A 25,917-nucleotide genomic window follows, 5' to 3' on the forward strand; every position below is an offset into this window, starting at 1 on the left:
CATGGAGAAATCAAAATACCGTCGTTTACTAAGTGCTTTGGCCCCTCTGCTCATTTGGTTGGTAGTGCTAAGTTTACCCTTCCTATCAAGGTTTGGAAGTGCCCCTCCGGAGTTTAGAAATGACATGTTTAAGAATCTATTTTTGTCTAACATCTTGCTCATTGTCATCTTCTATGTGCATAGTTTTCTTATTTATCCTGTAAGGGAAAAGAGTTATGGTATGTATTTCTATGTTCTGCTGTTGATTGTGACACTGCTTTTGTTTATGATAGCAAATCACTTTTTACGTCCTGAAATGCCGAGATTCCCCGATCACAGGATGCCTCGGCCAAAGCCTTTAATGAATATTTTACCTTTCACTTTTGTTATTGTAGTTAGTTTTTGTTATCGCCTTTATATGGATAAAATCATACGTGATAAACATATAAAGGAGCTTGAAAATATCCATCTGAAAACAGAATTGGAATTCTTATCCTCTCAAATCAGTCCTCATTTTATGTTCAATGTGCTCAATACATTGGTCTACATGTCGAGGAAGAAACCTGAACTTATAGAACCATCATTAATCAGCTTGTCGCAATTAATGCGCTATATGCTTTATGATAGCGATGAAGGAAAGATCACGCTTACAGAGGAAGTGGAATACTTAAAGAACTACATCAACTTGCAGTTATTGAGATTTGGAGATGATATTCAGGTTAATCTTTACCTGTCGGGAATATCTGATGAATATGCTATTGAGCCAATGCTTTTAATTCCATTTGTAGAAAATGCTTTTAAGCATGGAATTGGAATGCTTCCTGATCCGATAATAGATATTTCTATTACCGTAGAGGCAAATAAACTGAGTATGGAGGTAATGAATGGAATTGCTCCTGTAAGGACATGGCCTTCAACTTCAGATAAAAGGGATTCGGGAATTGGGCTTGCTAATGTGCGTCGCCGCCTGGAGCTGCTTTATCCTCATATCCATACATTAAAAATAGAGGAAAGCCCAACTACTTACACTGCTAAACTTCAAATAAACCTATAAATGAACTGCATATTAATTGATGATGAAAGCCCGGCGCTTAAGCTACTGGAGGATAATGCAAGGCAAATCCCTTATTTAAATGTTATAGCCGCTATCCGTACTCCAATGCAGGTATTTGATTTAATAAAAGAGAACCAGGTTGACCTAATGTTTCTTGACATTCAAATGCCTGGCATAAATGGTTTGGAGTTGCTGCGCTCATTGAAACAGCCGCCAATGGTAATTATGGTGACAGCTTATCAGGAACATGCACTTGATGGATTTAACCTGGATGTGATAGATTACCTTGTGAAGCCGGTACCGTTTTCGCGGTTTCTTAAGGCGGTTGAAAAAGCAAGGGAACTTTATCAAATGAGACAGGTTAAGCCAAAGTTGATTCAATCTGAAAATGACCACGTATTTGTAAATGCAAATTATTCGCTTGTAAAAGTAAGGATGCAGGACATCACTTTTATTGAGGGGCTTAAAGATTATGTGAGAATCAATATTGAAGATGGGAAACAAGTAATTACCAGAATGGGCTTAAAAGGCGTAGAAGAGAAGTTCAGCTCTGGCAGGTTCATGCGTATTCATAAATCATATATCATTTCTCTGGAAAAGATTGAATCAATTCAAAAAACACAAGTAATTATTGCCGGCACGGAAATTCCAATTGGAGAAGGATACCGCTCTGCATTGCAAGCATATGTTAATGGAAAAAATCTATAAATTTTAATAAACCCTTATGAATATTTTAAAAAATGAGACCAATAAAGGTCTGGATCTATTGTTGGTATTTATGATAATTACCCTAGTTGCAATGCTACTTAGCTCCTGCAAAAAAGAAGAGGTAAACACCACAGGGCTTTCCTCGGTAACCATTGTAAATGCATCACCTAATCTGGCAACTTACAATGCTTATTTAGATGGGACAAAAGTTATAGAAGGGGCACTTCCTTTTGGGGGTATTATTCCTTATTCTACATTAACAGCCGGAGATCACACCATAAAGTTTACGACAGAAACAGACCCAGTAGCACTGCTTACTAAAACTATAACAGTAGATGAGAACAAGGCATATTCTTTTTTTATCATTAACAGAAAAGAGGATATGGATGGTTTGTTGGTTTCAGATAGCCCTGAGTCTTATTCAACAGAAAAGGCCTTTGTACGCTTTATAAATTTATCTCCAGATGCTCCAGCCCTTAATTTGGCTTTAAATAGTGGCGCTCAAAATTTGATAAGTAATAAATCTTATAAAGAGGTTAGTAGTTTTATTGAAGTTGATCCTGGAACCTATTCTTTTTCTGCTAAAAGTGACACTCAAAATGAGGTCAAGGCTTCGTTGGATAATGCAGTTCTAGTAGCGGGCTCTTATTATACCGTTATGTCAATAGGCTTGGTAAAACCGAATGATGTGGAGCAATTATTTAAATTACAAATATACACTCACAAGTAATGGGTGCTATTTGTCGCTTTTACCTACCATATAAACTTTGCGACCACAAGAACCGCAAGCGTATCTTTTAAGGTCAAGCCAAAATAAGAATGACTTAACTAAGGGGCCTCTTCTAATTCTTGAATCAAGTTCGCCTTGTTTGCAGTATGGACATTTTTTGTAGACTTTGCTAGTATTTAACCAGGCAGTTTCCGAAGCTTCCATTTTCTTTAGTGTTAATTGAATTGTTGTTAAAACTAGGTGTTTGTAAAAAAATGTATTGAACTATTGTTAACAAATGTAATCAATAGGTTATTTTGATACAAGCAAAAGAAAGCTTATTAAGTCCTGAGTTATAATGCAGGACTTCGTTTTATCTGGACTTGGCGTACTCTGAAGGAGTCATGCCGGTCTGTATTTTAAATTCCGAGAAAAATGCACTTCTTGAAGAAAAACCTCCCTCATTCCCTAAAGCCTCAATAGTAAGGTGTTGCCAGGTAGAAGGGTCTTGGAGTTTGTTTCTGATGTACCCAACCCTATAGCTGTTTACAAAAGAACTGAAGCTTTTTTTGTAGTGAAAATTTAATATATGTGATAAGAGATGGGTAGGGAGGGCAATATCAGCAGCCATTTTCGAAAGAGTTAATCCATGCTGCTTAAAAGCCTGCTGATTTAGCATGTATTCTTCAATCAGCTCACAATGCGTTTGTGTTAACGCACCTTTTGGCTCTTTCGTCTTTTTTAAAATTTTATTGAGTGTTTCCGGTTTTATGTCCAGCAAATCGGCAATATACTGTGGGGGAATTCTGTTGATGTTATGATGGGTGGTAGAAAGATAAAATTCATATTTCTCTTGCGCTGTTCCCATTCTTACCAAATTAGATCTTTGATGAGCCGACTTGTAGAAGGATTCCACAATTTTTCTGATGATAATATTCATTTCAAATGAGGTTTCCAACCATTGCAGTAGATTGCTTATAGGTAAACCGATCAAATGAGAATCCTCGACCGCGTAAATACTTTCCCCGGATGGCCCTTCGCCATACATTCCTTTAATTGCCGAAACAGATTCGCCTTCAAGGCAGATATAAGTAGTCAGTTTTTTTTCTTTAAGCGTGGTATAGCCAACAACCAGTCCTTTGATGATGAAGTACAGGTACTCACTTGTTTCTCCCTGGTTAAGCAGGTATTCGTTTTTCTTAACCTTTGCTTCAAATAAACACTCCCTGAAGGTATTTTCAAGGTGCTTTGGCAAGGGGTGATAAGAAGAAAGATGATTGATAACCAGATCCATTAATTCTGGTTCCGGCTTTACAAAAGGCTGGTGCCTTGGACCTGTTCTTTTAGGCATTAAGATGCCATTGTTTTTGTAGTTCTGCTTACGGCAATCTTTTTTATTGTATTAATAATTGCTGTAGTGTCATAACCGCATAGTGCCCATAACTCAGCCTGTTCTCCATGTTCAATAAATTCATCAGGAATGCCTAAACGAATTACTTGAGCATTATATTGGTGGTCGGCCATGAATTCAAGTATAGCACTGCCTACTCCACCTTGCAAACACCCATCCTCTACAGTTACTATATATTTGTATCGTTTAAAAACATCATGAAGCATGGCCTGGTCTAAAGGCTTTGCGAAACGAAGGTCGTAATGAGCAGGATGTATCCCTTCACTATTTAGTTCTTTGCATGCATCTACGGCAAAATTACCAACATGACCAATAGTTAGGATGGCTACATCTTCGCCATCACAGATTTTCCTGCCTTTTCCTACTTCAAGAACTTTCAATGGGCGTTTCCAGTCTACTATAACCCCGTTTCCTCTTGGGTAACGTATAGAGAAAGGTCCCATATTTTCCTGTTGAGCTGTGTACATTAAATTACGCAATTCTTCCTCATTCATTGGCGCAGAAACAGTCATCTGTGGGATAGAGCGCATGTAGGCTAAATCATAAGCGCCATGGTGTGTTGCACCATCAGCACCCGCTAATCCAGCACGATCAAGACAAAAAACTACGTTTAAATTCTGTATAGCGACATCATGAATTACCTGATCGTACGCTCTTTGCATAAAGCTAGAGTAGATGGTACAAAAAGGGACAAGTCCTTGAGTTGCTAATCCAGCTGAAAAAGTAACAGCATGTTGTTCAGCAATACCAACATCAAATGCTCGGGTAGGCATTGCTTTCATCATGATGTTCATGGAAGATCCTGAAGGCATTGCAGGCGTAACACCTACAATTTTTTTATTGGCCTCTGCAAGTTCAACCAAAGTGTGTCCAAAAACATCCTGATATTTTGGAGGTTGAGGTTTATCAGGAACAGATTTTTTAATTTCTCCTGTAATTTTATCAAAAAGACCCGGTGCATGCCATTTGGTTTGATCTTTCTCTGCCAATGCAAAACCTTTGCCCTTTACAGTTACACAATGTAACAGTTTAGGTCCCGGAATATCTTTTAAATCTTTAATTACCTGAGTTAACCTTACAACATCGTGGCCGTCTACCGGGCCAAAATATCTGAAATTCAGTGCTTCAAATAAATTACTCTGCTTAAGTAAGGTGCCTTTTATGCTTTTTTCAATTTTCTTAACAAACTTATGTGCATTAGGACCAAGCTCAGAAAGCTTGATTAGTACATTTGAAATGTCATCGCGGAAACGATTGTAAGATTTTGAAGTAGTGATATTTGTTAAATACTCTTTTAATGCCCCAACATTTGGGTCAATAGACATACAGTTATCGTTAAGGATCACCAGTAAGTTTGAGTTCTCAATCCCGGCATGATTTAATCCTTCAAAAGCTAATCCGGCAGTCATAGCGCCATCTCCAATCACAGCTACGTGCTGACGATCAGTTTCCCCTTTATAATGTGAAGCTACAGCCATACCTAAAGCGGCAGAAATAGAGGTAGAGGAGTGGCCTACGCCAAAAGTATCATACTCGCTTTCACTAATTTTTGGAAAGCCACTGATACCATTTAGAATTCTGTTGGTATGGAATACAGGCCTGCGTCCGGTAAGTATTTTATGGCCGTAAGCCTGGTGGCCAACATCCCAAACTAATTTGTCATAAGGGGTGTTTAAAGCATAATGTAAGGCCACTGTAAGCTCAACAACACCCAGACTAGCACCAAAATGTCCACCATTTACACTAACTACATCTATAATATATTGTCTAAGTTCCTTGCAGATTTGCTCAAGGTCTTGTTCCTTATACTGCTTTAAATCAGTAGGGTAATTTATGTTAGGTAATAATGGACCGTTAATATCTTCCATGCAGGGGTTTTATCAATAGAAGTACAAAGTAAGGTATTTTGTTATCAAAGTAAGAAGGAAAATTGCTAATTTTACAAAAATATACTTCGATAAATGACTAGAGATACTTTAATTTTTGATTTGATTGACAGAGAATTGGGCCGTCAAGAAAATGGACTTGAACTGATAGCTTCCGAAAATTTTGTAAGCAAGCAGGTAATGGAAGCCGCTGGTTCTTGTTTAACAAATAAATATGCTGAAGGCCTTCCGGGCAAAAGGTATTATGGTGGATGCCAGGTAGTAGATGAGGTGGAAACCATTGCTATTGAGCGTGCTAAGAAACTTTTTGGTGCTGAATGGGTTAACGTACAACCTCATTCCGGTGCTCAGGCAAATGCTGCGGTAATGCTTGCAGTAATTCAACCAGGAGATAAAATCTTAGGATTTGATCTTTCTCATGGTGGTCACTTAACTCATGGTTCTCCGGTTAATTTTTCAGGAAAATTGTATCATCCGTTATTCTACGGAGTAAAAAAAGAGGATGGTTTAATTGATTATGCTAAACTTGAAGAAGTAGCTTTAGCTGAACGTCCTAAATTAATTATTGTTGGAGCATCTGCATACTCTAGGGAGTGGGATTACGCTTTTGTTCGTAGCGTAGCTGATAAAATTGGCGCATTGTTAATGGCTGATATTTCTCACCCGGCAGGTCTTATTGCTCGTGGATTATTAACCAATCCACTTCCTCATTGTCATATTGTTACTACAACTACACATAAAACACTACGTGGGCCACGTGGAGGTATGATTATGATGGGTAAAGATTTTGAAAACCCATTTGGATTAAAAACACCTAAAGGTGAAATCAGAATGATGTCATCAGTTTTAGATATGGCTGTTTTCCCTGGTACACAAGGTGGTCCTTTAGAGCATATTATCGCTGCAAAAGCAATTGCTTTTGGAGAGGCATTGAGTGATGAGTACTTAACTTACATAAAGCAAGTACAGGCTAATGCACAGGCTATGGCTAAAGCATTTGTAGCTAAAGGTTACGGAATCATTTCTGGTGGAACTGATAACCATTTGATGTTGATCGATTTACGTAATAAAAACATCACTGGTAAACTCGCTGAAAATGCGCTTGAAAAAGCCGACATTACAGTGAATAAAAATATGGTTCCTTTTGACGATAAATCTCCATTTGTAACGTCAGGGATCCGTGTAGGAACTGCCGCAATTACAACCAGAGGATTTAAAGAGGAAGAAATGGAGGTGATTGTTGATCTGATTGACCAGGTAATTACCAATGCTGAAGATGAAGATAATCTTAAGCAAGTAAAACAAAAGGTAATTGAACTAGTAAGTAAGTTCCCACTTTATAAATAATAAGGGAATTATAAATTAAATGTTATCAAAGAGCCGGAGTTCGTCTACCAATGAAAATGAACGTCTTAAAGCACTGCATCAGTATAATATTTTAGATACTCCTTCTGAGGATAAGTTCGACAATATTACCAAACTTGCAACTTTAATATGTAACGCACCCATTGCGGTTATTATTTTGGTTGATGAGACCCGGCTCTTTTTGAAATCTTTTATTGGCATTGAGGACGGCGGTATTCCGCGTGAAATCTCTTTTAGTGAGGAAACCATTAAAGGAAATGGAGTATTAGAAATCCCGGATGCTTTAAATGATAAAAAATTTAAGGATCATCCTATGGTTATCGGAAAACCAGGGGTTCGGTTCTATGCCGGTGCACCATTGCTAGACGAAAATGGCTTTAAAATAGGTGTTATAGCTGTATTTGATGTAGTAGTCAGAAATTTAACTAAAGATCAAAAAGATGGTTTGGTAACTCTTGCCAATGAAACCATCACTCATATTACTTTAAGGAAGAAAAGCGAGGAGCTAGAGGCTAAGACTAAGCGTTTTGAGGAGATGCTGAACCTTTCTACTGTTTCTCCTGAGATTCACTGTATTTTAGATTATTCCGGTAAAATCCTATTTATAAATGACGCTGTGACTGGTATACTTGGTTATACCGTTGAGGAATCTATTGGTTTAACGATTTGGAATTTTTGTAATAAAGAAGACATCAACCGCTTAGTGACAACCATTGAAGATGGCCTGAGGAAAAAAATTAAGGGATTTAATGTAGAATTCAGGGTGATTAGCAAACAGGGCGAGGTGCGCTGGCTTAGCTGGAATATGGTAACCAAAGATGGACGCTGGTATACTTATGGCAGAGATATAACTGAAAACAAAAGAGTAGAGGGTGAATTGGTGAAGCTTTCTTTTGTAGCGAGTAAGATTAATAATGCCGTAGTTATAAGTGATGCTAATAACCATGTAACCTGGGTAAATGATGCATTTGAAAAGATTACAGGCTATACCATCAATGATTTAAAGGGAAAGCGGCTAGGTGATTTGATCGTAGGCCCAAAAACTGATTTGGAACTACTGGAGAGGGCTAGGGTGCTGATTAAGCAGAACAGGTCTTTTACCGTTGACCTTCTTTCGTATAGAAAAGATAAGCAACCAATTTGGTTGTCTATTTATAATACCGTGGTGCTTAATGATCATGGAAAGGTTGATATGGAAGTGGAGATCATTATTGATATTACTGAGAAGAAGAAAGCTGAAGAAGAATTACAAGTTCTTTCTTTAGTCGCTAGTAAAACCAATACAGGTGTTAATATTTCGGATGCTGATGGTAAAACAACCTGGATTAATCAATCACTTAAAAAATTAACCGGTTATTCACTTGAAGAGCTAAAAGGACAGGAGCTAGGTGATATTCTTTCGAAAGATGAAGCTCAGAAAGAGCTTATCTTAAGTTCGAGAGCCAAGGCAAGACAAAGTGAGTCTTATGCAATAGAAGTTCAGGCGAAAACGAAAGCAAATGAATCTATCTGGTTAGCAGTTTCCAATACTCCAATTATAAATGATAAGGGAGAAGTTGAACGTCAAATCGATCTTATATCAGATATAACTCAACGTAAGCAGGTAGAACAGGATCTTTTAGAATCCAAAGAGCAGGCTTTACAATTAAGTGAGGCCAAGGAAATGTTCCTTTCTGTAATGAGTCATGAAATCAGAACGCCATTGAATGCAGTAATAGGCATGACACATCTTCTTATTGACAATGACCCTAAAGTATCTCAGATAGAAGACCTCAATATTCTCAAATTTTCTGCAGAGAACCTTTTAAATATCATTAATGATATTCTTGATTTTACTAAAATAGAAACCGGTAATTTAGAGTTAGAATCTATACCATTAGACATAAAAGGTCTCGCTGGTGATATCGTTAATTCATTACAAGTTAATGCTGCCCAAAAGGGAGATAAATTGGAGCTGCATTATGATGATCGGATCCCGCTAAATATTCTTGGAGATAAAACCAGATTGTATCAGATTTTAATGAACTTAATCGGAAATGCGATAAAGTTTACTGATTATGGAAAAATAGACCTAAAAATAGATTTGGTTAGTGAAACTAAGGAAGAAGCCACAGTGCACTTTTTCGTAAAGGATAATGGTATTGGTATTCCGGAAGATAAACAATCATACATCTTTGAGACCTTTACCCAAGCTAAAACAGACATATCCAGAAAGTACGGTGGTACAGGCCTTGGATTGGCCATTACTAAAAAGCTACTGAAGCTATACCATTCAAATATTAGTGTAAATAGTGAAGAGGGAAGAGGAACTGAATTTTCTTTTGACATTAGCTTTAATAAACTGACGCAAGATGCCGCTGTTTCCAATTCTAATGAGCCACCGGCTTCATTTGTTGGGAAGAAGATATTGGTTGTTGATGACAATGAAATTAATATTCTAATAGCCAGTAGGATACTTAGTAAGTGGGGCTTTGATCTGGATTTTGCTAGAAACGGTAAAGAAGCTATTGAGAAGGTAATGAGCAAAACTTTCGACCTTATTTTTATGGATATTCAAATGCCGGGTATAGATGGTTTTGAAACCACAAGTATTATTAGAGAATTAAATGATGAGTATTTTAAGTCGGTTCCCATAATTGCGCTTACTGCATCTACACTTCAGGATGAAAATAGTAAGTTCAAAGCTTGTGGTATGAATGGGCATATATTGAAGCCATTTAAACCAGAGGAAATACAGAATATTATCTCGATAAGCTTTTCAAAATAAGCAATCTTTAGTACGAATTTTTACAAAAGATAAAGGGCCGATACTCCATTAGCATGGAATTATCGACCCTTAAATTAACGCTCTCACGACAAAGGAACGAATTATTTTTTAATTGCCAAAATATCTTGTTGAAATTGTATAAAAAAGTAAAGGGCCGATATTCTATATAGAATATCGACCCTTACCATCTAAATTAACGCTCTCAATAATGTAAACGAGCTTATTTTGAAATTGTTATAATGGAGGTGTATTTTTTTATTATTGTTCATAGCCAAATCCTTTATTTTTAAGCGGGCTGTTGTCTTGAAGGATAAAGTTGTACTTAATTGGATCTATAAAGCCGGGGTCGATATTTAACAAATTAAAATTGCCTTCATAAGTTTTTAGCAGCGTCTTAATGGCATTATTTCTTATGGTAGCTTCAATAGTTGTATTTGCTTTTTTTTCAATCAGAAACTCCTCAGCTAAACTTCCCCAGATGATATTATTAGCGATTTCAACATTTAGATTTGCAGCAGGTCGCCCGTTATCTGAATCACTAAAATAAACTGATGGTGTTCTACGGGCTAATTTTGTAGTATAGCCTGCAAATGTATTCTGTTTAAGGTTATACTTACCTCCCGCAACACCATATAAGAGATATTGACCCGCATTGTAAAATAAATTATTAGAAGCATCCAGCTGTGTGTTGTAGCCTACAAAACCTGCGATAGCCATGTTCTTTACAATACTATTGGTAAGGGATAGTTTGGGTTTATTGGTTGTGGAAAGTGAATCTACGGCAATCCCAATCACCGCATTCTTGATTATTGTATAATTAAGTGTTGAGCCCGAACTACTGCTGTAAAAATGTACGCCATTCCATTGCCCTGATTCTTCTGCGTAGAAGCTTTCTGTTCTATCACCTGAAAACAAGATTGGATTTGCAGCAGTTCCATTGCCCACTAACTTTCCTTTAATATTCATTGCCGAACTACCATGAAAAAGGATTTTTGTGCCTGGGAGTATATTTAATGTAGCTTGTGGTGCAACAGTTACTGATTTGTAGATAATATAGGGTAGGGAACTTGTCCAGGTGGTATTTGAACTGATTGTTTGGTTGTTAATAAAAATCGCATTTTGCCCATAAGCTATAAGTGCAATGGATTGCTTGTTGCCATTAGTATTAAATAAAATGGAGTCTTGTGCAATGAATGGCTCGGTCTGATTATTTCCATCAATGGTAACTTTTACATATATGCTGATAGAATCTTTGCCGTCAATTTGGATGTTTGTTTTTTGATTAACAGATTGTCCGTTTATAATGAGACTAAAAGAAGAGCTTGCACCGCCACTTAGCTTGATGTTACTAATGTTGACCGCTTTTAAATTAGAATTGTAAACCTTAATTCGCTTATTGGTAGATCCTGAGGAGGTAAATACAGTATCAAAAAGGAGCGTGTCTGTAGAAAAGGATAGCTTTGCACGACTATCCGTAGTTATTCCTTCAGATTTATGGCAGGCCGTAAACACTAATAAAAGAAATCCTATGTACAGATAAGATAAACGCATTTAACAAACTTAGATAAATTTATTCTGCAAAGGCGGCAGCAACAATACTTAATTTTTTTATCCCACATTTGTGTAATTCTATTGCACAGGCCTCTATGGTCGCTCCGGTTGTTATAACATCATCAACCAGTAAAATATGCTTATCAATTAGATTTCCTTTGTTTTTAACTGAGAAAACGGTTTTCATGTTTTCAAAGCGCATATGCCTGCCTTTTTTAGTCTGAGTATCGGTTGTAATGGTTCTAATGAGTAAGTCGGAATTTACTTCAATGTTGAGTGCTGTGGATATGCCATTGGCAATGAGTTCGCTTTGATTGTAGCCTCTACTGCTTTTCTTTTTCTTGTGTAATGGAACAGGAATAATCAGGTCAATGTCGGTATAAACGAGAGCGGTTTTTAGTCGATCTCCAATCATAACGCCAATCTTGAGGCTAAACCCTGTTGATTCTTATATTTTAAATTGTGAATGATGTTTTGCACCTTTCCGCCTTTTTTAAAATACAAGAAGGCCATCGCCGCATTAAATGGTATCCTTCCTCAAAATTGTTTGGCCACCTTATTGTCAGGATGTAAGTGGTGATCAGTGTATGGAATGGTGAATAAACACTTGCTGCACAGATAAGATTCTCCATGGTAAATGTCGATACCGCATTCACAGCATAAATTTGGAAATAGCAGACCAATCAGATCCTGAAAGGCTTTGTTAACGAAGTTCATCCGCTAATCTATTCCTTCTTTAGGTATAAGTGGTTGGGGGAGTATTAGTTTTGTTCTTTAACGGCAAGCTGCCCGCATGCTGCATCAATATCCTTACCGCGACTACGCCTGATGTTTGTAGTAATGCCCTGGCTTTTCAAATAATTAGAGAAGGCATCGATTTTATCCCCTTCAGCATTTAAAAAATCAGCAAACTGAATCGGGTTATATTCAATGAGGTTGACTTTGCAAGGAACGTGTTTGCAGAACTTTGCAAGTTCCATTGCATCCTCGATTTCATCATTAAAATGATTAAAGACAATGTACTCGTAGGTTACCGGATTTTTTGTTTTGGAGTAATAATATTTCAATGATTCTTCAAGCGCTTTTAATGTGTTGTGCTCATTGATGGGCATAATTTCATTTCGCTTTTTATCATTTGCTGCGTGTAAAGACAAGGCAAGGTTAAACTTAACGCCATCATCACCCAGTTTTTTTATCATTTTTGAGATACCTGCAGTAGAAACGGTAATTCGTTTGTACGACATATTTAAACCATCTGGTGCAGTAATACGCTCTATTGATTTTAATACGTTGGCATAATTAAGAAGGGGCTCGCCCATTCCCATATATACAATGTTTGTTAATGGAGCATTGTAATTTTGTTTTGCCTGCTGGTCAATTAATACCACCTGATCATAAATTTCGTCGGCATTAAGGTTTCGCTTACGATCCATGTATCCTGTTGCACAAAATTTACAAGTTAAACTACAACCGACCTGAGAACTTACACATGCAGTCATACGATCGTCCATTGGAATCAAAACACCTTCTACAATGTTGCCATCATACAATTTAAATGTGTTTTTGATGGTATGGTCATTACTAAATTGTGAGTTGTTAACCTCTACAACATTGATTGCGTAATTTTCATTAAGCTTGATTCTGAGTTCCTTAGAAAGGTTACTCATTTCATCAAATGTTCGTGCTGACTTTTCCCAAAGCCATTGGTAAACCTGTTTGGCTCTGTAAGAAGGTTCTTTCATGGCTGTGAAGTGCTGGTGCAGCTGTGCCAGATCTAATGAACGTATGTCAGTTTTTTTTGTAGTAAGCATTTGAACGCAAAGTTACCTAAAAATATTCTTTTCACGGAATGTCGATACGGTAATGACAAATTTACTAGATAAGTGCACGTCATTCTGGCGGAGGCCAGGGTGACGACACGAATAGCGAATTATCGTTTTGGACTTCTGGTTTTTGCCGCAGGTGCGCCAGATCTGCCTTTTGTTGGCCTTACTGGTCTTTTGCTTGGTCCATTGCTTTTGTTCCAATCGGTACTTGCAGAAGTGGATTTGAAACTTCCAGGAGATTTTGGTCCTGATTTGCCTTTACCACCTGCAGGGCGATCTGCTCTGCTTACTGAACCTGAAGCTTTAGCATAAGGTTTTTTAGGGGCACCAGGTCTGCCTGAAGATCTTTTTGGTGTTACATTTTCAGATAAGTCCTCTTCAACTTTTGCTTTAGGTTTTTTATTTACTCTTTTAGGTACTGAAGCATTTTCTAATGAACTAGATTTCGCAACCATGTTGAAAATATCCGTCTGCTCCTCAGGAGTAAGTTCGCGCCATTCGCCGACAGGAATGCCTTTGATGCTGATGTTCATGATTCTAACGCGTTCCAATTTTGTTACTTCAAAACCGAAGTGTTCACACATGCGTCTGATTTGGCGGTTTAGGCCTTGAATTAATATGATTTTAAATACAAAAGTACTTTCCTGGATTACTTTGCACTTTTTGGTCATTACACCTAGTACAGGCACACCTTTGGCCATGCCAGTTAAAAAAGATTCGGTAAGTGGTTTGTTTACAGTAACTATATATTCTTTTTCGTGATTGTTACCTGCTCTAAGTATTTTATTTACCAGATCGCCATTGTTGGTAAGGAAAATTAAACCTTGTGAGTCTTTATCCAAACGTCCAATTGGGAATACCCTTTCACTATGATTAACGTGATCAACAATATTACTTTTTACACCAGCTTCGGTAGTACTGGTAATGCCAACAGGTTTATTGTAGGCAATAAGAACCGAATTTTCAACTTCTTTAGGCTCGATAGTCTGCCCGTTTACAGTCACAATGTCACCAAAGATAACTTTGTCGCCAACCTTAGCGCGCTTTCCGTTGATAAATACGTTGCCCTGCTCAATATATCTGTCGGCTGCTCTACGTGAACATAAACCGCTCTCACTAATGTATTTATTTAATCGGATGCTAGAATCAGACATGGATATTGTAGTTATAAATTGATTTCTTTTTTACAAAGGAATCAATTTATAACCAAATATGCTATCAAAATATTTTTAAGTGCTTCATTTTACAATGAAAGCATAGTCATTCTAATCACAAAATGACCCCATTTTAAAATTGAGAGCATCATTTTAAAAGTCCATTTCATCAGCACTGGGACCAAAACTTCCAGGGATTGGAATGTCAAGAAGTCTTAAAAACACCCCTAATTGAGCTCTATGGTGAATAATTTGATTAATGCTCATACGGATCACGTCAGCTTTGGGTTCAACGCTGTAGATTTGCTGACCATTTCGTAAGGTCCAGTCTTTATCTAAAAGCTGCTCATTTTCTTCTTTTAATTCAGTCTTGCCATCAGCTAACGATTTTTCAAAATAAGTTAATAATTCTTCAGTAGTGTTTACATCAGCCGGCTGATAAGGGTTGGCCGCAAAATCAAGCTCGTCAGTTTTAATGGTCATTGTAATCCAGTTTGGCAATTCAGCGATATGAGTGGCCAATTGTTTAACGGTCATACTTTTTTTATGTGGTTGCCATGAGAACTTATCAGTTGGTACCCTTTGCAACATTTTACGTGTGGTTAAAGCCTCTTGCTCTAGTTCCTTTAAATACATTTTAATTCTGCTCATAACTTTGTTTTTGTTTTACAGAACAAAGTAAACTACGGCAACTGACAACCCTATGGCAGTCTGTTTTGAACAATAAAATATTATTTAATAATTTACCGGAAGTAGCTTCATATACTCGCTTAGTTGCATATGTTCGGTTTTCCGGAATGGAATCTCTAGACTTCTTACTCCTTCAATACGGGATACCCTAAAATCTCGATATTCAGTTCTGAGGTGGCACCAAGCTATTAAATGCCAGTTGAAAGCATAAAATATTAGTCCAATTGGCTCAACTTCCCGTTTGCTTGTTTCTGCATTGTTATTTGTGTATGCTATTTCTATTATACACTGCGATGATATGGCATTTTGTAGTGCAGATAGGTATTCAAACTCATTTTTTATTGATTTTGGAAGTTGCAGTATCATATTATTACTTAACAATTCCAGTTTTTCTTTCTGAGTGCTGCGTAGCACGGCTTTAACCTTGTTTAAGGCAGTTGTATAGTGTTTGAGAATAGATTGATCAGTAAAACCTGAAACCAAACGTTCCATAATTAGGAGGGCGTTTGCTTCCTCAGAATTAAAGGAAACGGGTGGGAGAAAGTATCCTTGTACAATAAAATACCCCTTTGGTTGTTCAAAGCTAATTGGAATCCCTTGTTCAGTAAGTGCTTTTATATCACGATAAACTGTGCGGATGCTAATCTCAAATTGATCAGAAATTTTATCTGCCGTAACATATTTTTTTGTCTGAAGTAGGACTAGTATTCCAAAAAGTCTGTCTATGCGGTTCATTTATAGGGATTTTGATGTGGCAGCAAACTTATATAAAATAGCTTTTAGCCGATACTAATTTATAGATTTCTGCGCTTATTATCCGTTCTTTGTATTTATGATTTCTTATATATCTGCGTCATACGTATTTCCGGTTGCCGGCCCTCCAATTAAAAATGGGGTTGTCGGTGTTGAAATTGATGGGACTATAATTCATGTTTTTACGCCTGAAGAAGCGATAAATGAGGGAGTAAAAGACATAACTCAGTATGAGGGATTACTGGTTCCGGGATTTGTAAATACCCATTGCCATCTTGAATTATCGCATTTAAAAGGACAGATAGAGACACGTACAGGACTATTGGGTTTTGTGCAGGCTATCATGAAATTGAGAACTTCTGATGAGGAAGCGATTGATCTGGCTATGCTGAGGGCAGACAGAGAGATGTTTGAAAATGGAATAGTTGCTGTTGGTGATATTTCGAATCAGGTAATTTCCAGAGGGACTAAACTTGGAAGCCCAATTTACTATCATACTTTTTTGGAGGTAATGGGCTTTAATCCTTTAACAGCTCAGGAATCTATTAAACGTGCACTTGAATTTAAAGAGAAGTTTAATCCGCTTAAAGTTTCCATTGTCCCTCATGCCCCATATTCGGTTTCTGCAGCGCTATTTAAAGAGCTGCGTATTAATGGCGAAACGAATGATGAAGTGATAAGTATTCATAATCAGGAAACGGAAGATGAAAACCTCTTTTTTGAAAGGAAAGAAGGAGCCTTTTTAGATTTATATAGATTTTTAGGCCTCGATATTGACTTTTATAAGCCTTCTGGTAAAACATCTTTACAAACCTATTTGCCAATGCTTTCTGATAAACTGAAAACGCTATTGGTACATAATACTTTTACTTCTGTTGCTGATGTGGAATTTGCAGAAGCTTATAATCCTGATTTATATTGGTGCCTTTGTCCAAACGCAAATTTGTATATAGAAAACAGGCTCCCGGATGTTGAGATGCTAAGAAATTCGGGAGCTAAAATCACACTTGGTACAGATAGTTTAGCTAGTAATAATCGGCTAAGTATATTTGCAGAAATGCAGACCTTACAAATCAATTTTGGTATTGACTTTGACGAGCTTCTAAAATGGGCGACAATTAACGGGGCTGAGTTTTTGGGTGTGCAAGAACGTTATGGTAGTTTGGAAGTTGGGAAAAGACCAGGGATAAATCTTATAGATTTTGAAGAAATAAGTGGGATAATAATGTTGGGGTCGAGAGTAGAAAGATTGTTTTAAGTTTTATTTAGATAAATACCTTTTCTTTGTATTTGATGAAGAATAGAATTGCAGCTCTTTTTGGCATTCAGTATCCAATTATCCAGGCCGGAATGGTGTGGTGTAGCGGTTGGAGATTAGCTTCTGCAGTTTCTAATGCAGGCGGTTTGGGGATCATAGGTGCGGGATCTATGTATCCGGAGGTTTTGTTGGAACATATTCAAAAATGTAAAAAAGCAACTTCAAAGCCTTTTGCTGTTAATGTTCCACTACTTTATCCCAATGTGCAGCACGTAATGGATATTATAGTAGAAGAGGGTGTAAAGATTGTATTTACATCGGCAGGAAATCCAGCTAGCTGGACTGGGTTTTTAAAGGAAAGGGGTATTGTTGTAGTTCATGTAATTGCCAATACAAAATTTGCCTTAAAAGCAGAAGCTTGTGGTGTGGATGCAATAGTAGCAGAGGGATTTGAAGCTGGAGGACATAATGGAAGAGAAGAAACAACCACTTTGTGTTTGATGCCAATGATTAAAGCTGCAGTTCAAATTCCGGTTATTGCTGCCGGAGGGATTGGTAGTGGCTCCGCAATGCTTGCTGCTTTTGCTCTTGGAGCTGAGGGAGTACAAATAGGATCGGCATTTGCAATTGCAGAAGAGTCGTCGGCCCACCCGAACTTTAAGCATAAGATTGTGAACTCGGTTGAGGGTGATACTAAACTAAGAATGAAAAAGCTGGTTCCGGTTCGCTTGTTGAAAAACGAATTTGCCGATGCAATAGCTAATGCTGAATCTGAGGGTGCAGATGCAGAGATACTAAAACATCTTTTAGGTAGGGCACGTGCTAAACTGGGAATGTTTGAAGGAGACATGCACGAAGGAGAATTGGAGATTGGTCAGGTTTCGGCTATGTTAAATGATATCAGACCGGCAGCAGATATTTTGAATCGGATTTGGCTGGAATTTTTAATAGAAAAAAATAGAATAAACACATTAGAGTTTAGTGAATAACCGTTAAGGTTTTAAATAGATTTTAGAAAAGTACAAATGGAAACAAAACATATAGATATTAGAATAACAGGGAAAGTACAAGGGGTATCTTTTAGGGCTACGACAAAGGCCGTTGCAGATCAGATGGGTATTAGAGGGGTGATAAGGAATGAAAAGGATGGTACATTGTATATGGAAGCAGAGGGTGATGATACTTTATTGGAAGTTTTTGTGGAATGGTGTAATGAAGGGCCAGATAGGGCCAAGATTGAGAACGTTGAGGTTACTTCAGGAGAGTTGAAAAACTATCAGAACTTTGAAATTATTAAGAAATAGATGTCGGTATTAAAGAAGTTTCTGGGGCAGACTGCAGTATATGGTCTGAGTACTGTATTTTCCAGACTGTTTAATTTTATACTCACACCCATTTATACGGGTAAATTTGCCGCTGGTACATATGGTATATTTACAACAATGTATGCCTATGCTTCATTAATCAATGCGGTATTGGCCTTTGGAATGGAGAGCACTTATTTCCGTTACCTTAATAAGCATGAGGATAAAAAACAAGAAGTATATAATAATTCCTTTCTCTGCATAGCCTTTATCTCTATATTGTTTTTATCTACTGGTTTAATTTTTTCCAATTCAATAGCTGCATATTTAACAGACGATCCGAATCAACTTAACGACTATAAACGCTACCTCCAGTTCTTTCTATGGATTTTATTTGTAGATGCGATATGTGTGATTCCATTTGCTAAATTAAGGGCTGACAATAAAGCATTTAAATATAGCCTAATTAAATTTTTGAACATTGGCTGTTTTGTGGGGTTTAATTTGATCTTTATTTATATAGTCCCCTTGGCTATTCAGCATCATTGGCCGTTTTCGGAATGGTTTGGCTCTTGGTACAGAGGTGTTTGGGTCGGCTATGTTTTTTTAGCTAATCTGATCGCTAGTTTGGTCACTTTCTTTCTATTGCTTCCTGAGTTTCTGAAACTTCAACTAAAATTCGATAAAGAGCTGTTTAGTAAAATGTTTTCTTACTCCTGGCCTATTCTAGTAGCTAATTTATCTTTTATAGTCAATGAGAACTTGGACAAAATTGTATTGAGCAGATTGCTGCCTGATAGTATCGCAGACCATGAGGTTGGAATTTATGGTGCAGTATGTAAGATTGCAATCTTCATTAGTATCTTTATTACCGCTTTCAGACTGGGTGCTGAGCCTTTCTTTTTTAGTCATGCAAAAAATGCAAATGCAAAAAAAACTTATGCTATTATTCTGCATTATTTTGTGATTGCTTTAGCTATTCTATTTGTGGGGCTGATCGCCAATATAGAGATATTGAAGTTTTTTATTCGGAAAAGTGAGTATTGGGTAGGATTGCCAGCTGTTCCATATTTGCTATTTGGGTACGTTTGCCTGGGGATATACATGAACCTCTCTATCTGGTATCGTTTATCAGATCAAACCCGTTTTGGTTTATACATTTCTATAGTTGGAGCCGTTATTACTATAGTTTTAAACTTTGTGCTAATACCTAAGTACAGTTACATGGGCTCTGCATGGGTATCTATGCTCGCCTATTTTGTAATGATGGTTATATCTTATGTTTTAGGACAAAAATATTATCCTATTCCTTATGATCTGAAAAGGATTTTGGCATATTTGCTTATATCAGTGGTTCTTGTGATACTTTCCTTTTGGGTATTTAACAGGAATATTTATATTGGGAATGCATTATTGCTGGCTTTCCTTGCTGGAATTATCTATTTTGAAAAGAACCAATTGAAATCTATTTTATTTAAAAAATGAATATAAACATCATAAATAATTCTGGACATCCATTGCCTCAATATGAAACTGAACATGCTGCAGGTATGGATATTCGCGCCTTTATAGAAACTGAAATTACCATTAAGCCTTTACAACGAGTTTTGATTCCGACAGGTTTACATATTGAACTCCCTATTGGTTATGAAGCTCAGATTCGTCCACGTAGTGGATTGGCTTATAAGCATGGGATCAGTATTGTAAATTCACCGGGTACTATCGATGCAGATTATCGCGGAGAATTGAAAGTTCTATTGGTTAACTTATCTGATACTGATTTTGTAGTTGCTAATGGCGATAGGATTGCTCAAATGGTTATTGCAAAGCATGAAACGATAAGCTGGAAATCGGTGGGTGAGCTGAGTGATACAACCCGTGGTGCCGGTGGTTATGGACATACAGGTAAATAATATACTATGAAAAGGAAGTGGTTTTTTATGTTATTGCTTACTGGTAGCACGGCTGTGTTTGCCCAGGAACCTGTGGTTTCTACATTGGATAGCATGGCTGTAAAAACACTTTTCTTTGCTGGGTTAAAGGAAAAACTAAATGAAAATTATCCGAAAGCAGCTGAAAATTTTGATAAGCTGTTAAAGATAGACCCTAACAATTCGGCTGCTTATTTTGAGGTTGCTACGCTAAATTTCAGACAGAATAAATTGATGGAATCTGAAATGGCTATAAAAAAGGCGACTTCATTGAGCCCTCAGAATTTGTGGTACTGGAAATTATTAGCGGAACTATATAAGCGAAAAGGGGATATGGATAATTTGGTGTTAGTTTTTGATAGACTAATTGCGCTTGCTCCAGATGAGAATTCTTATTATTTCGATAGGTCTAACGCCTTGCTTTTAGCCGGAAAAGAAGAAGAAGCTTTAAAAGGATATGATATACTGGAAAAGAAATTTGGGTCGTCTGATGCTTTAACAGAGGCACGGCAGCGAATCAATATTGGAAAAGATGATGGCCTAGATAAGAAGACTGTTGAAAAGATTCTTGCAGAGGATGTGAAAGACGTTAAGAGTTTACTATACACCAGTGGTGTACTTATGCAAAAGAATCAGAATGCAGAAGCTTTGGCAGTACTTAAAAAAGCAAAACAGCTTGAGTCTGATAATTTTGAAGTTGATCTGGCTATGGCCGACGTATATGGCGCTTTAAAGAATAATATTGAGGCGCAGGCATCACTAAAAAAGGCTTTTGAAAATTCTATGATGCCGGTAGACCAGAAAGTCAAAGTAGTGATGATGCTTTTTGGAGGTAAGAAGAACCAGCTGCGGATAAATGATGCCATTGAGCTCGCTACGATAGCATCAAAGATTCATCCTGATGATCCCAAGGTTTTTGCATTGTATGGTGATGTACTTTATCAGCAAGGGGATTTACAGGCTGCCTTAGTTCAGTTTCAATCGGCATTAAAGATCACTGATCAGCTATATGTGGTATGGGAACAGGTTTTGAACATCCAGACTTCGCTAGGCTTATATAGGGATGTAATTAAAACAGCTGATGATGCTTTGTCTGTGTACCCTAACCAAGCTGTTTTGTATTATTACATGGCACTGGGCCTTCAAAATGATAACCAAAGTGCAGCTGCTTTAACAAATATTAAAATGGCGCTTCAGTTGGATGCGGAAAATCCGTTGTATGTGGAGTATTATGGTGATATTTTATTCCTAAAAGGGGATAAAGATTTGGCGTTGGTGCAGTGGAAAAAGGCTAAAATAGCCGGGAATGATTCAGAGAAGTTAAATAAGAAGATTAATGAGAAGAAATATATTCAATAGCTTGCTATTTCTTGCGTTTGTTTCAGTAATAATGGCTTGCAAGACTAAGAAACTTATTGTTAAACCACCCAAGACGGTAACAGAAACGCCGGTGGATAGTAAGAAATCGGAAACTATTAAGGAGCTTAGATCTAAGGACATTTCATTCAATACATTGTCTCTTAAAGCCAAGGCTAATCTTGATGTTAATGGAAATTCCAATAATGTTAACATGAATATCAGGATGGAGAAAGACAAAAAGATCTGGGTAAGTATTACCGCACTTGGTATTGAAGTAGCAAGAGCATTAATTACTCCAGATAGTATTAAGGTTAGAAACAACTTGCAAGGTGTTTATTTAAAAAAACCTTTTAATTATGTTCACACTTATACCAATAAACAGGTTAATTTTGAGTTGTTACAAGCGATATTTTCAGGGAATACTGTTAAAGAGTTCTTTAGGGATGAAACCTTAATAGCTCAGGAAAATGCAGTTTGGACACTTAGTGGGGTTAATGAGGGTTTAGCTTATCGGGTAATTTTTAATACCTTGCTAAAGGTTAATGAGAACAATCTTAATGATATTGCATCCGGGAGATCTTTGAGGGTTGCTTATGGAGAATATCAAAATATTAATGGCTATCTATTTCCAACTGATCTGAAAATTAACTCGATGGCAGGAGATAAGAGAATCAATATTAATATGGAGTTTTCGAAAATTGAAAGCAATGTTCCACTTGATTTTCCGTTTAATGTTCCAAATAAGTACGAGGTAATAAACTGATTTTTTATACTTTTGATGCAATGAAGCTAAACAAATTACTTTTACTCCTCTTGTTTGTACTATCTGCCTCTGTCGTTTTTGGACAAAGTAGCGCAGAGTTGAAAAGAAAAAAAGAAGCAATACAACGCGAAATTGATTTGTTGCAGAAAAATGCCAATAAAGCTGCAAATAACAAAAAGCTTACTTTGAGTCAGATCAATGCACTAAACGCGAAGATAGGTTTAATGCAAAGCAAGATCTCTGTAATCAATTCGGAGATGAAGAATCTTGATAATCAGATTCATGAGAATACTAATGTCGTTCATAATTTAAAGGGACAATTAGGACAGCTTAAAAAGGAGTATGCAAGTATGATCAGGTTTGCTCAGCGCAATCGGAATTCTTATGATAAGATGATGTTTATTTTTGCAGCAAGTGACTTTAACCAAGCATATAAGCGGATTAAGTACCTGCAACAATTTGGTCAGTACCGTAAAAAGCAGGCCGATTACATTCAGGGTAAACAGAAAGACCTTAACTACAAGATTGTAATTTTAGATAAGAATCTTAAGGAGAAGAGCAGCCTTTTGCATGAACAAGAGCAAGAGAAGAATAAACTTGGAAAGAATAAGAACGAGCAATCTCAAGTGCTGAATAAGTTTAGTAAAGAAGAAAAGCAGTATAGACAAGACATTGCAACGCGAAAAAAAATATCAGCTCAGCTTGACAGAAATATTCGCGCAGCTATTGCGAGGGAGATTGAAAAAGCCAGAAGAGAAGCAGAAGAGGAACGTTTAGCGGCCGAAAGAGCGGCAGCTGCACGAGCTAAAGCAGAGAACAAACCAGCCCCTGTTGCCGCAGCTCCAAAGGCTAAAACAAGTGGAGGGTACCTGACTGCAACTCCAGAGGCGGCAAGATTATCCTCCCAATTTGAAAGTAATAGAGGTTCGTTGCCATGGCCTGTTGCTACCGGTTCAATTACCGAGCGATTTGGTAGGCACATGGAAGGGCAGGCTTCATATACAAACGACGGAGTAAATATTGAAACTGCTGAAGGAGCTTCCGTACGTGCAGTGTTTAATGGTAAGGTTACTACTGTAATGGAACAATTCGGCAGGTATTTCGTGTTGATCAAGCATGGAGAATATTTTACAGTTTACCAGAACTTAAAGTCTGTTAATGTATCTAAAGATCAGGAAGTGTCTACAAAACAAACGATAGGTACCGTCGGTACTACAGAGGGTACTCCACAGTTGCAATTCCAGATCAGACGCGGAATGGCGGCACAGAATCCAGAAGCATGGATAGCAAAATAGGATATTGTGGATTATAAATGTTTATATTTGTATTAATTAATTATAAATCAGTAAGAAAATGTATAGAGGGACGTTAATTGAATTCCTGAACATGGGTGGCGGCGAGATAATGCTCATCCTGGCGGTGGTACTTTTGTTATTTGGAGGTAAAAAATTACCCGAATTGGCAAGAGGTTTAGGGAAAGGAATCAGAGATTTTAAAGATGCCTCTGAAGGCGTTAAAAGAGAAATCCATCGTAACATAAATTCCGTAGGTATTGTTGATGATATCGAATCGGTTATTAATGACACCAATACTAATCGTCATCATCCTTCTGAGACTACGCCGGAGCCACAAGCTGAAGCTGTAGAGCAAACTAAGGAGCCTTTGGATTTTGAAAAGCAGGATCTTGTTGCTGCAAATAACAATACAGAGAACACTAAAATAGAAACAGATAAAACTAAACTTTAACTAAAATATCATGTTAAACACAACGATATCAGCTGCATTAGGTGGCATGGAAATAGCCGTTATTCTTGTAATAGTACTTTTACTTTTTGGAGGTAGAAAGATTCCTGAATTAATGAAAGGTCTTGGAAAAGGTATTAAGGAATTTAAAGATGGCAAAGACGGGGTTGATGATAATGAAACGGTAGAAAGAAACCGTACCAACAAACCGTTATAGGTTTTAGAACCTAATTTTTAATCTTAATGTATTCTTGAATTTGAAGAAGTATAGCTCCTTAACAGAGATACAAACTCTTATTGATCAAAAAAAGCTCAGCTTACCTGAGTTGTTAGATTATTATTTTAAGCAAATAGAAGCTCATCAACACCTCAATGCATTCAATGAGGTGTTTTTTTATTCGGCTTCTGAGCATGCTAAGCAAGTGCAGGTGAAAATTGATAATGGAACTGCCGGCAAACTTGCAGGAATGGTAATTGGTATAAAAGATAATATATCCTATAAAGACCATATTGTTACCGCTTCTTCAAAAATGCTCGAAGGTTTTGTGTCTCCATATTCTGCTACCGTTGTCGAAAGATTGATAAAAGAAGATGCCGTTATTATAGGTAGGCTTAATTGTGATGAATTTGCAATGGGTGGTTCCAATGAAACTTCTTATTATGGTCCTGTAAGTAATGCCGCAGATACTGAAAGGGTGGCAGGTGGATCATCAGGCGGTTCAGCTGTTGCTGTTCAAGCTGATTTATGCTTGTCTGCTCTGGGAACTGATACTGGAGGGTCTGTAAGACAACCGGCTGCTTTCTGTGGGTGTATAGGCTTTAAGCCTACTTATGGACGTATTTCAAGATATGGCGTAATTGCCTATGCTTCGTCTTTTGATCAGGTTGGCACTATCACATCTTCGGTTAGTGACGCAGCCGTATTGCTTGAGGTTTTAGCGGGAGCTGACGATTACGATAGTACTGTTTCTAAAAGAGAAGTACCCGCGTATTCTGCAAATCTAAATAATGACTCGAAAAAGAAAATTGCAGTTATTAGAGAGACTTTAGAAAGTGAAGCATTAGACCCCGCAATTAAGAGTTCAATATTGGATGCAATTGAGCGATTTAAAGTTCAAGGACATACGGTTGAATACGTGTCATTTGATTTGCTTGACTATCTGGTGCCCGCTTATTATGTGCTTACCACAGCAGAAGCTTCATCTAATTTATCTCGTTATGATGGTGTACATTACGGTCATCGTAATCTGGATGCGACTAATTTAAATGATCTCTATAAAAAATCAAGAGCAGAGGGATTTGGTGAGGAAGTAAAAAGAAGGATATTACTAGGGACTTTTGTTTTAAGTGCCGGTTATTATGATGCCTACTATCAGAAAGCACAGCAAGTAAGAAGGTTGATCAGAGATAAGATGGAAGAGATGTTGAAAGAGTTTGATGTAGTTTTAACTCCTGTAACCCCAACACCAGCTTTTAAAATTGGCGATAATATAGATGATCCATTGGTAATGTATATGGCTGATATATTTACAGTATTGGCTTCTTTAACAGGGATTCCAGCTGTAGCCCTACCTTTGGGCAATAATGATGAGGGTTTGCCGTTAAGTATTCAATTGATGACCAAACATTTTAGGGAGGAAGAGCTACTTTCTTTGTCTCAAACATTTTTAAATGAAAGATTAAACTAGGGAGGTTATTTACAATAG

24 protein-coding genes are annotated in these 25,917 nt (G+C 37.2%); 16 read left to right on the plus strand and 8 right to left on the minus strand.

Annotated elements, in window-relative coordinates; all coding sequences use genetic code 11:
* Position 1: 1 nt before the first annotated feature.
* From HQN83_RS10880 to HQN83_RS10890, 3 genes are read left to right on the plus strand one after another with little or no spacing between them, the layout of a single operon-like run.
* Positions 2–1,033, plus strand: coding sequence for a sensor histidine kinase (locus HQN83_RS10880; protein WP_173090368.1), 1,032 nt, complete (start codon positions 2–4; stop codon positions 1,031–1,033).
* A complete protein-coding gene (locus HQN83_RS10885) occupies positions 1,034–1,741 on the plus strand; it encodes a LytR/AlgR family response regulator transcription factor (protein ID WP_173090369.1) in 708 nt (235 codons plus the stop codon). It abuts the gene before it with no gap.
* A 16-nt stretch (positions 1,742–1,757) separates the two neighbouring features.
* Positions 1,758–2,471, plus strand: a complete 714-nt coding sequence (locus HQN83_RS10890) for a DUF4397 domain-containing protein (protein ID WP_173090370.1) — start codon at positions 1,758–1,760, stop codon at positions 2,469–2,471.
* Between the two features lie 352 nt (positions 2,472–2,823).
* On the opposite strand, the gene HQN83_RS10895 is transcribed toward HQN83_RS10890, so the two are convergent.
* Complete coding sequence (locus tag HQN83_RS10895; RefSeq protein ID WP_173090371.1) at positions 2,824–3,801, minus strand: helix-turn-helix domain-containing protein; 978 nt, start codon at positions 3,799–3,801, stop codon at positions 2,824–2,826.
* Complete coding sequence (gene dxs / locus HQN83_RS10900; RefSeq protein WP_173090372.1) at positions 3,801–5,729, minus strand: 1-deoxy-D-xylulose-5-phosphate synthase; 1,929 nt, start codon at positions 5,727–5,729, stop codon at positions 3,801–3,803. Before dxs ends, HQN83_RS10895 begins: the two co-directional genes overlap by 1 nt.
* A 93-nt stretch (positions 5,730–5,822) precedes the next feature.
* Here dxs and glyA point away from each other — a divergent pair, with 93 nt between their 5' ends.
* Positions 5,823–7,094 (plus strand): serine hydroxymethyltransferase, encoded by a 1,272-nt coding sequence (gene glyA, locus HQN83_RS10905; RefSeq protein ID WP_173090373.1) that lies wholly within the window; start codon positions 5,823–5,825, stop codon positions 7,092–7,094.
* 19 nt (positions 7,095–7,113) lie between these two features.
* Positions 7,114–9,879, plus strand: a complete 2,766-nt coding sequence (locus tag HQN83_RS10910) for a PAS domain S-box protein (RefSeq protein WP_173090374.1) — start codon at positions 7,114–7,116, stop codon at positions 9,877–9,879.
* A 258-nt stretch (positions 9,880–10,137) separates the two neighbouring features.
* Here HQN83_RS10910 and HQN83_RS10915 read toward each other — a convergent pair whose 3' ends face one another.
* The 6 genes from HQN83_RS10915 to HQN83_RS10940 form a co-directional block, all read right to left on the minus strand.
* Positions 10,138–11,430 (minus strand): hypothetical protein, encoded by a 1,293-nt coding sequence (locus HQN83_RS10915; RefSeq protein WP_173090375.1) that lies wholly within the window; start codon positions 11,428–11,430, stop codon positions 10,138–10,140.
* A gap of 19 nt (positions 11,431–11,449) precedes the next feature.
* Positions 11,450–11,845: a ComF family protein gene (locus HQN83_RS25315; protein ID WP_246254451.1), complete on the minus strand. Its 396-nt coding sequence runs from the start codon at positions 11,843–11,845 to the stop codon at positions 11,450–11,452.
* Between the two features lie 346 nt (positions 11,846–12,191).
* Positions 12,192–13,241 (minus strand): 23S rRNA (adenine(2503)-C(2))-methyltransferase RlmN, encoded by a 1,050-nt coding sequence (gene rlmN / locus HQN83_RS10925; RefSeq protein WP_173090376.1) that lies wholly within the window; start codon positions 13,239–13,241, stop codon positions 12,192–12,194.
* A 119-nt stretch (positions 13,242–13,360) separates the two neighbouring features.
* A complete protein-coding gene (gene rluF / locus HQN83_RS10930) occupies positions 13,361–14,410 on the minus strand; it encodes a 23S rRNA pseudouridine(2604) synthase RluF (RefSeq protein WP_173090377.1) in 1,050 nt (349 codons plus the stop codon).
* Positions 14,411–14,563: 153 nt separating this feature from the next.
* Positions 14,564–15,061 (minus strand): DinB family protein, encoded by a 498-nt coding sequence (locus HQN83_RS10935; protein WP_173090378.1) that lies wholly within the window; start codon positions 15,059–15,061, stop codon positions 14,564–14,566.
* A gap of 84 nt (positions 15,062–15,145) precedes the next feature.
* Positions 15,146–15,835, minus strand: coding sequence for a helix-turn-helix transcriptional regulator (locus HQN83_RS10940; RefSeq protein WP_173090379.1), 690 nt, complete (start codon positions 15,833–15,835; stop codon positions 15,146–15,148).
* Positions 15,836–15,932: 97 nt separating this feature from the next.
* Between HQN83_RS10940 and HQN83_RS10945 the strand changes: the two genes are divergently transcribed.
* The 11 genes from HQN83_RS10945 to gatA are packed head-to-tail and all read left to right on the plus strand — an operon-like array spanning position 15,933 to position 25,899.
* Positions 15,933–17,111: an amidohydrolase family protein gene (locus tag HQN83_RS10945; RefSeq protein ID WP_173090380.1), complete on the plus strand. Its 1,179-nt coding sequence runs from the start codon at positions 15,933–15,935 to the stop codon at positions 17,109–17,111.
* A gap of 35 nt (positions 17,112–17,146) precedes the next feature.
* Entirely contained in the window at positions 17,147–18,100 is a 954-nt protein-coding gene (locus HQN83_RS10950) for an NAD(P)H-dependent flavin oxidoreductase (RefSeq protein WP_173090381.1), read from the plus strand.
* A gap of 36 nt (positions 18,101–18,136) precedes the next feature.
* On the plus strand, positions 18,137–18,415 hold the full coding sequence (locus HQN83_RS10955) for an acylphosphatase (protein ID WP_173090382.1): 279 nt from the start codon (positions 18,137–18,139) through the stop codon (positions 18,413–18,415).
* Positions 18,416–19,900 (plus strand): oligosaccharide flippase family protein, encoded by a 1,485-nt coding sequence (locus HQN83_RS10960; RefSeq protein WP_173090383.1) that lies wholly within the window; start codon positions 18,416–18,418, stop codon positions 19,898–19,900.
* A complete protein-coding gene (dut, locus tag HQN83_RS10965; RefSeq protein WP_173090384.1) occupies positions 19,897–20,328 on the plus strand; it encodes a dUTP diphosphatase in 432 nt (143 codons plus the stop codon). Before HQN83_RS10960 ends, dut begins: the two co-directional genes overlap by 4 nt.
* Positions 20,329–20,334: 6 nt before the next feature.
* The gene (locus tag HQN83_RS10970) at positions 20,335–21,705 is read left to right on the plus strand and encodes a tetratricopeptide repeat protein (protein ID WP_173090385.1); all 1,371 of its coding nucleotides are present in this window, start codon (positions 20,335–20,337) and stop codon (positions 21,703–21,705) included.
* Entirely contained in the window at positions 21,683–22,468 is a 786-nt protein-coding gene (locus tag HQN83_RS10975; protein WP_173090386.1) for a DUF4292 domain-containing protein, read from the plus strand. The genes HQN83_RS10970 and HQN83_RS10975 overlap by 23 nt, the downstream gene beginning before the upstream one ends.
* Positions 22,469–22,488: 20 nt before the next feature.
* On the plus strand, positions 22,489–23,763 hold the full coding sequence (locus HQN83_RS10980) for a murein hydrolase activator EnvC family protein (RefSeq protein ID WP_173090387.1): 1,275 nt from the start codon (positions 22,489–22,491) through the stop codon (positions 23,761–23,763).
* Positions 23,764–23,821: 58 nt separating this feature from the next.
* Positions 23,822–24,214: a Sec-independent protein translocase subunit TatA/TatB gene (locus HQN83_RS10985; protein WP_173090388.1), complete on the plus strand. Its 393-nt coding sequence runs from the start codon at positions 23,822–23,824 to the stop codon at positions 24,212–24,214.
* Between the two features lie 10 nt (positions 24,215–24,224).
* Entirely contained in the window at positions 24,225–24,428 is a 204-nt protein-coding gene (locus tag HQN83_RS10990) for a Sec-independent protein translocase subunit TatA/TatB (protein ID WP_099439819.1), read from the plus strand.
* 40 nt (positions 24,429–24,468) lie between these two features.
* Positions 24,469–25,899 (plus strand): Asp-tRNA(Asn)/Glu-tRNA(Gln) amidotransferase subunit GatA, encoded by a 1,431-nt coding sequence (gene gatA, locus HQN83_RS10995; RefSeq protein WP_173090389.1) that lies wholly within the window; start codon positions 24,469–24,471, stop codon positions 25,897–25,899.
* Positions 25,900–25,917: the final 18 nt, after the last annotated feature.

The sequence above is a fragment of the Pedobacter foliorum genome, assembly GCF_013266735.1.
Lineage (GTDB): Bacteria > Bacteroidota > Bacteroidia > Sphingobacteriales > Sphingobacteriaceae > Pedobacter > Pedobacter foliorum.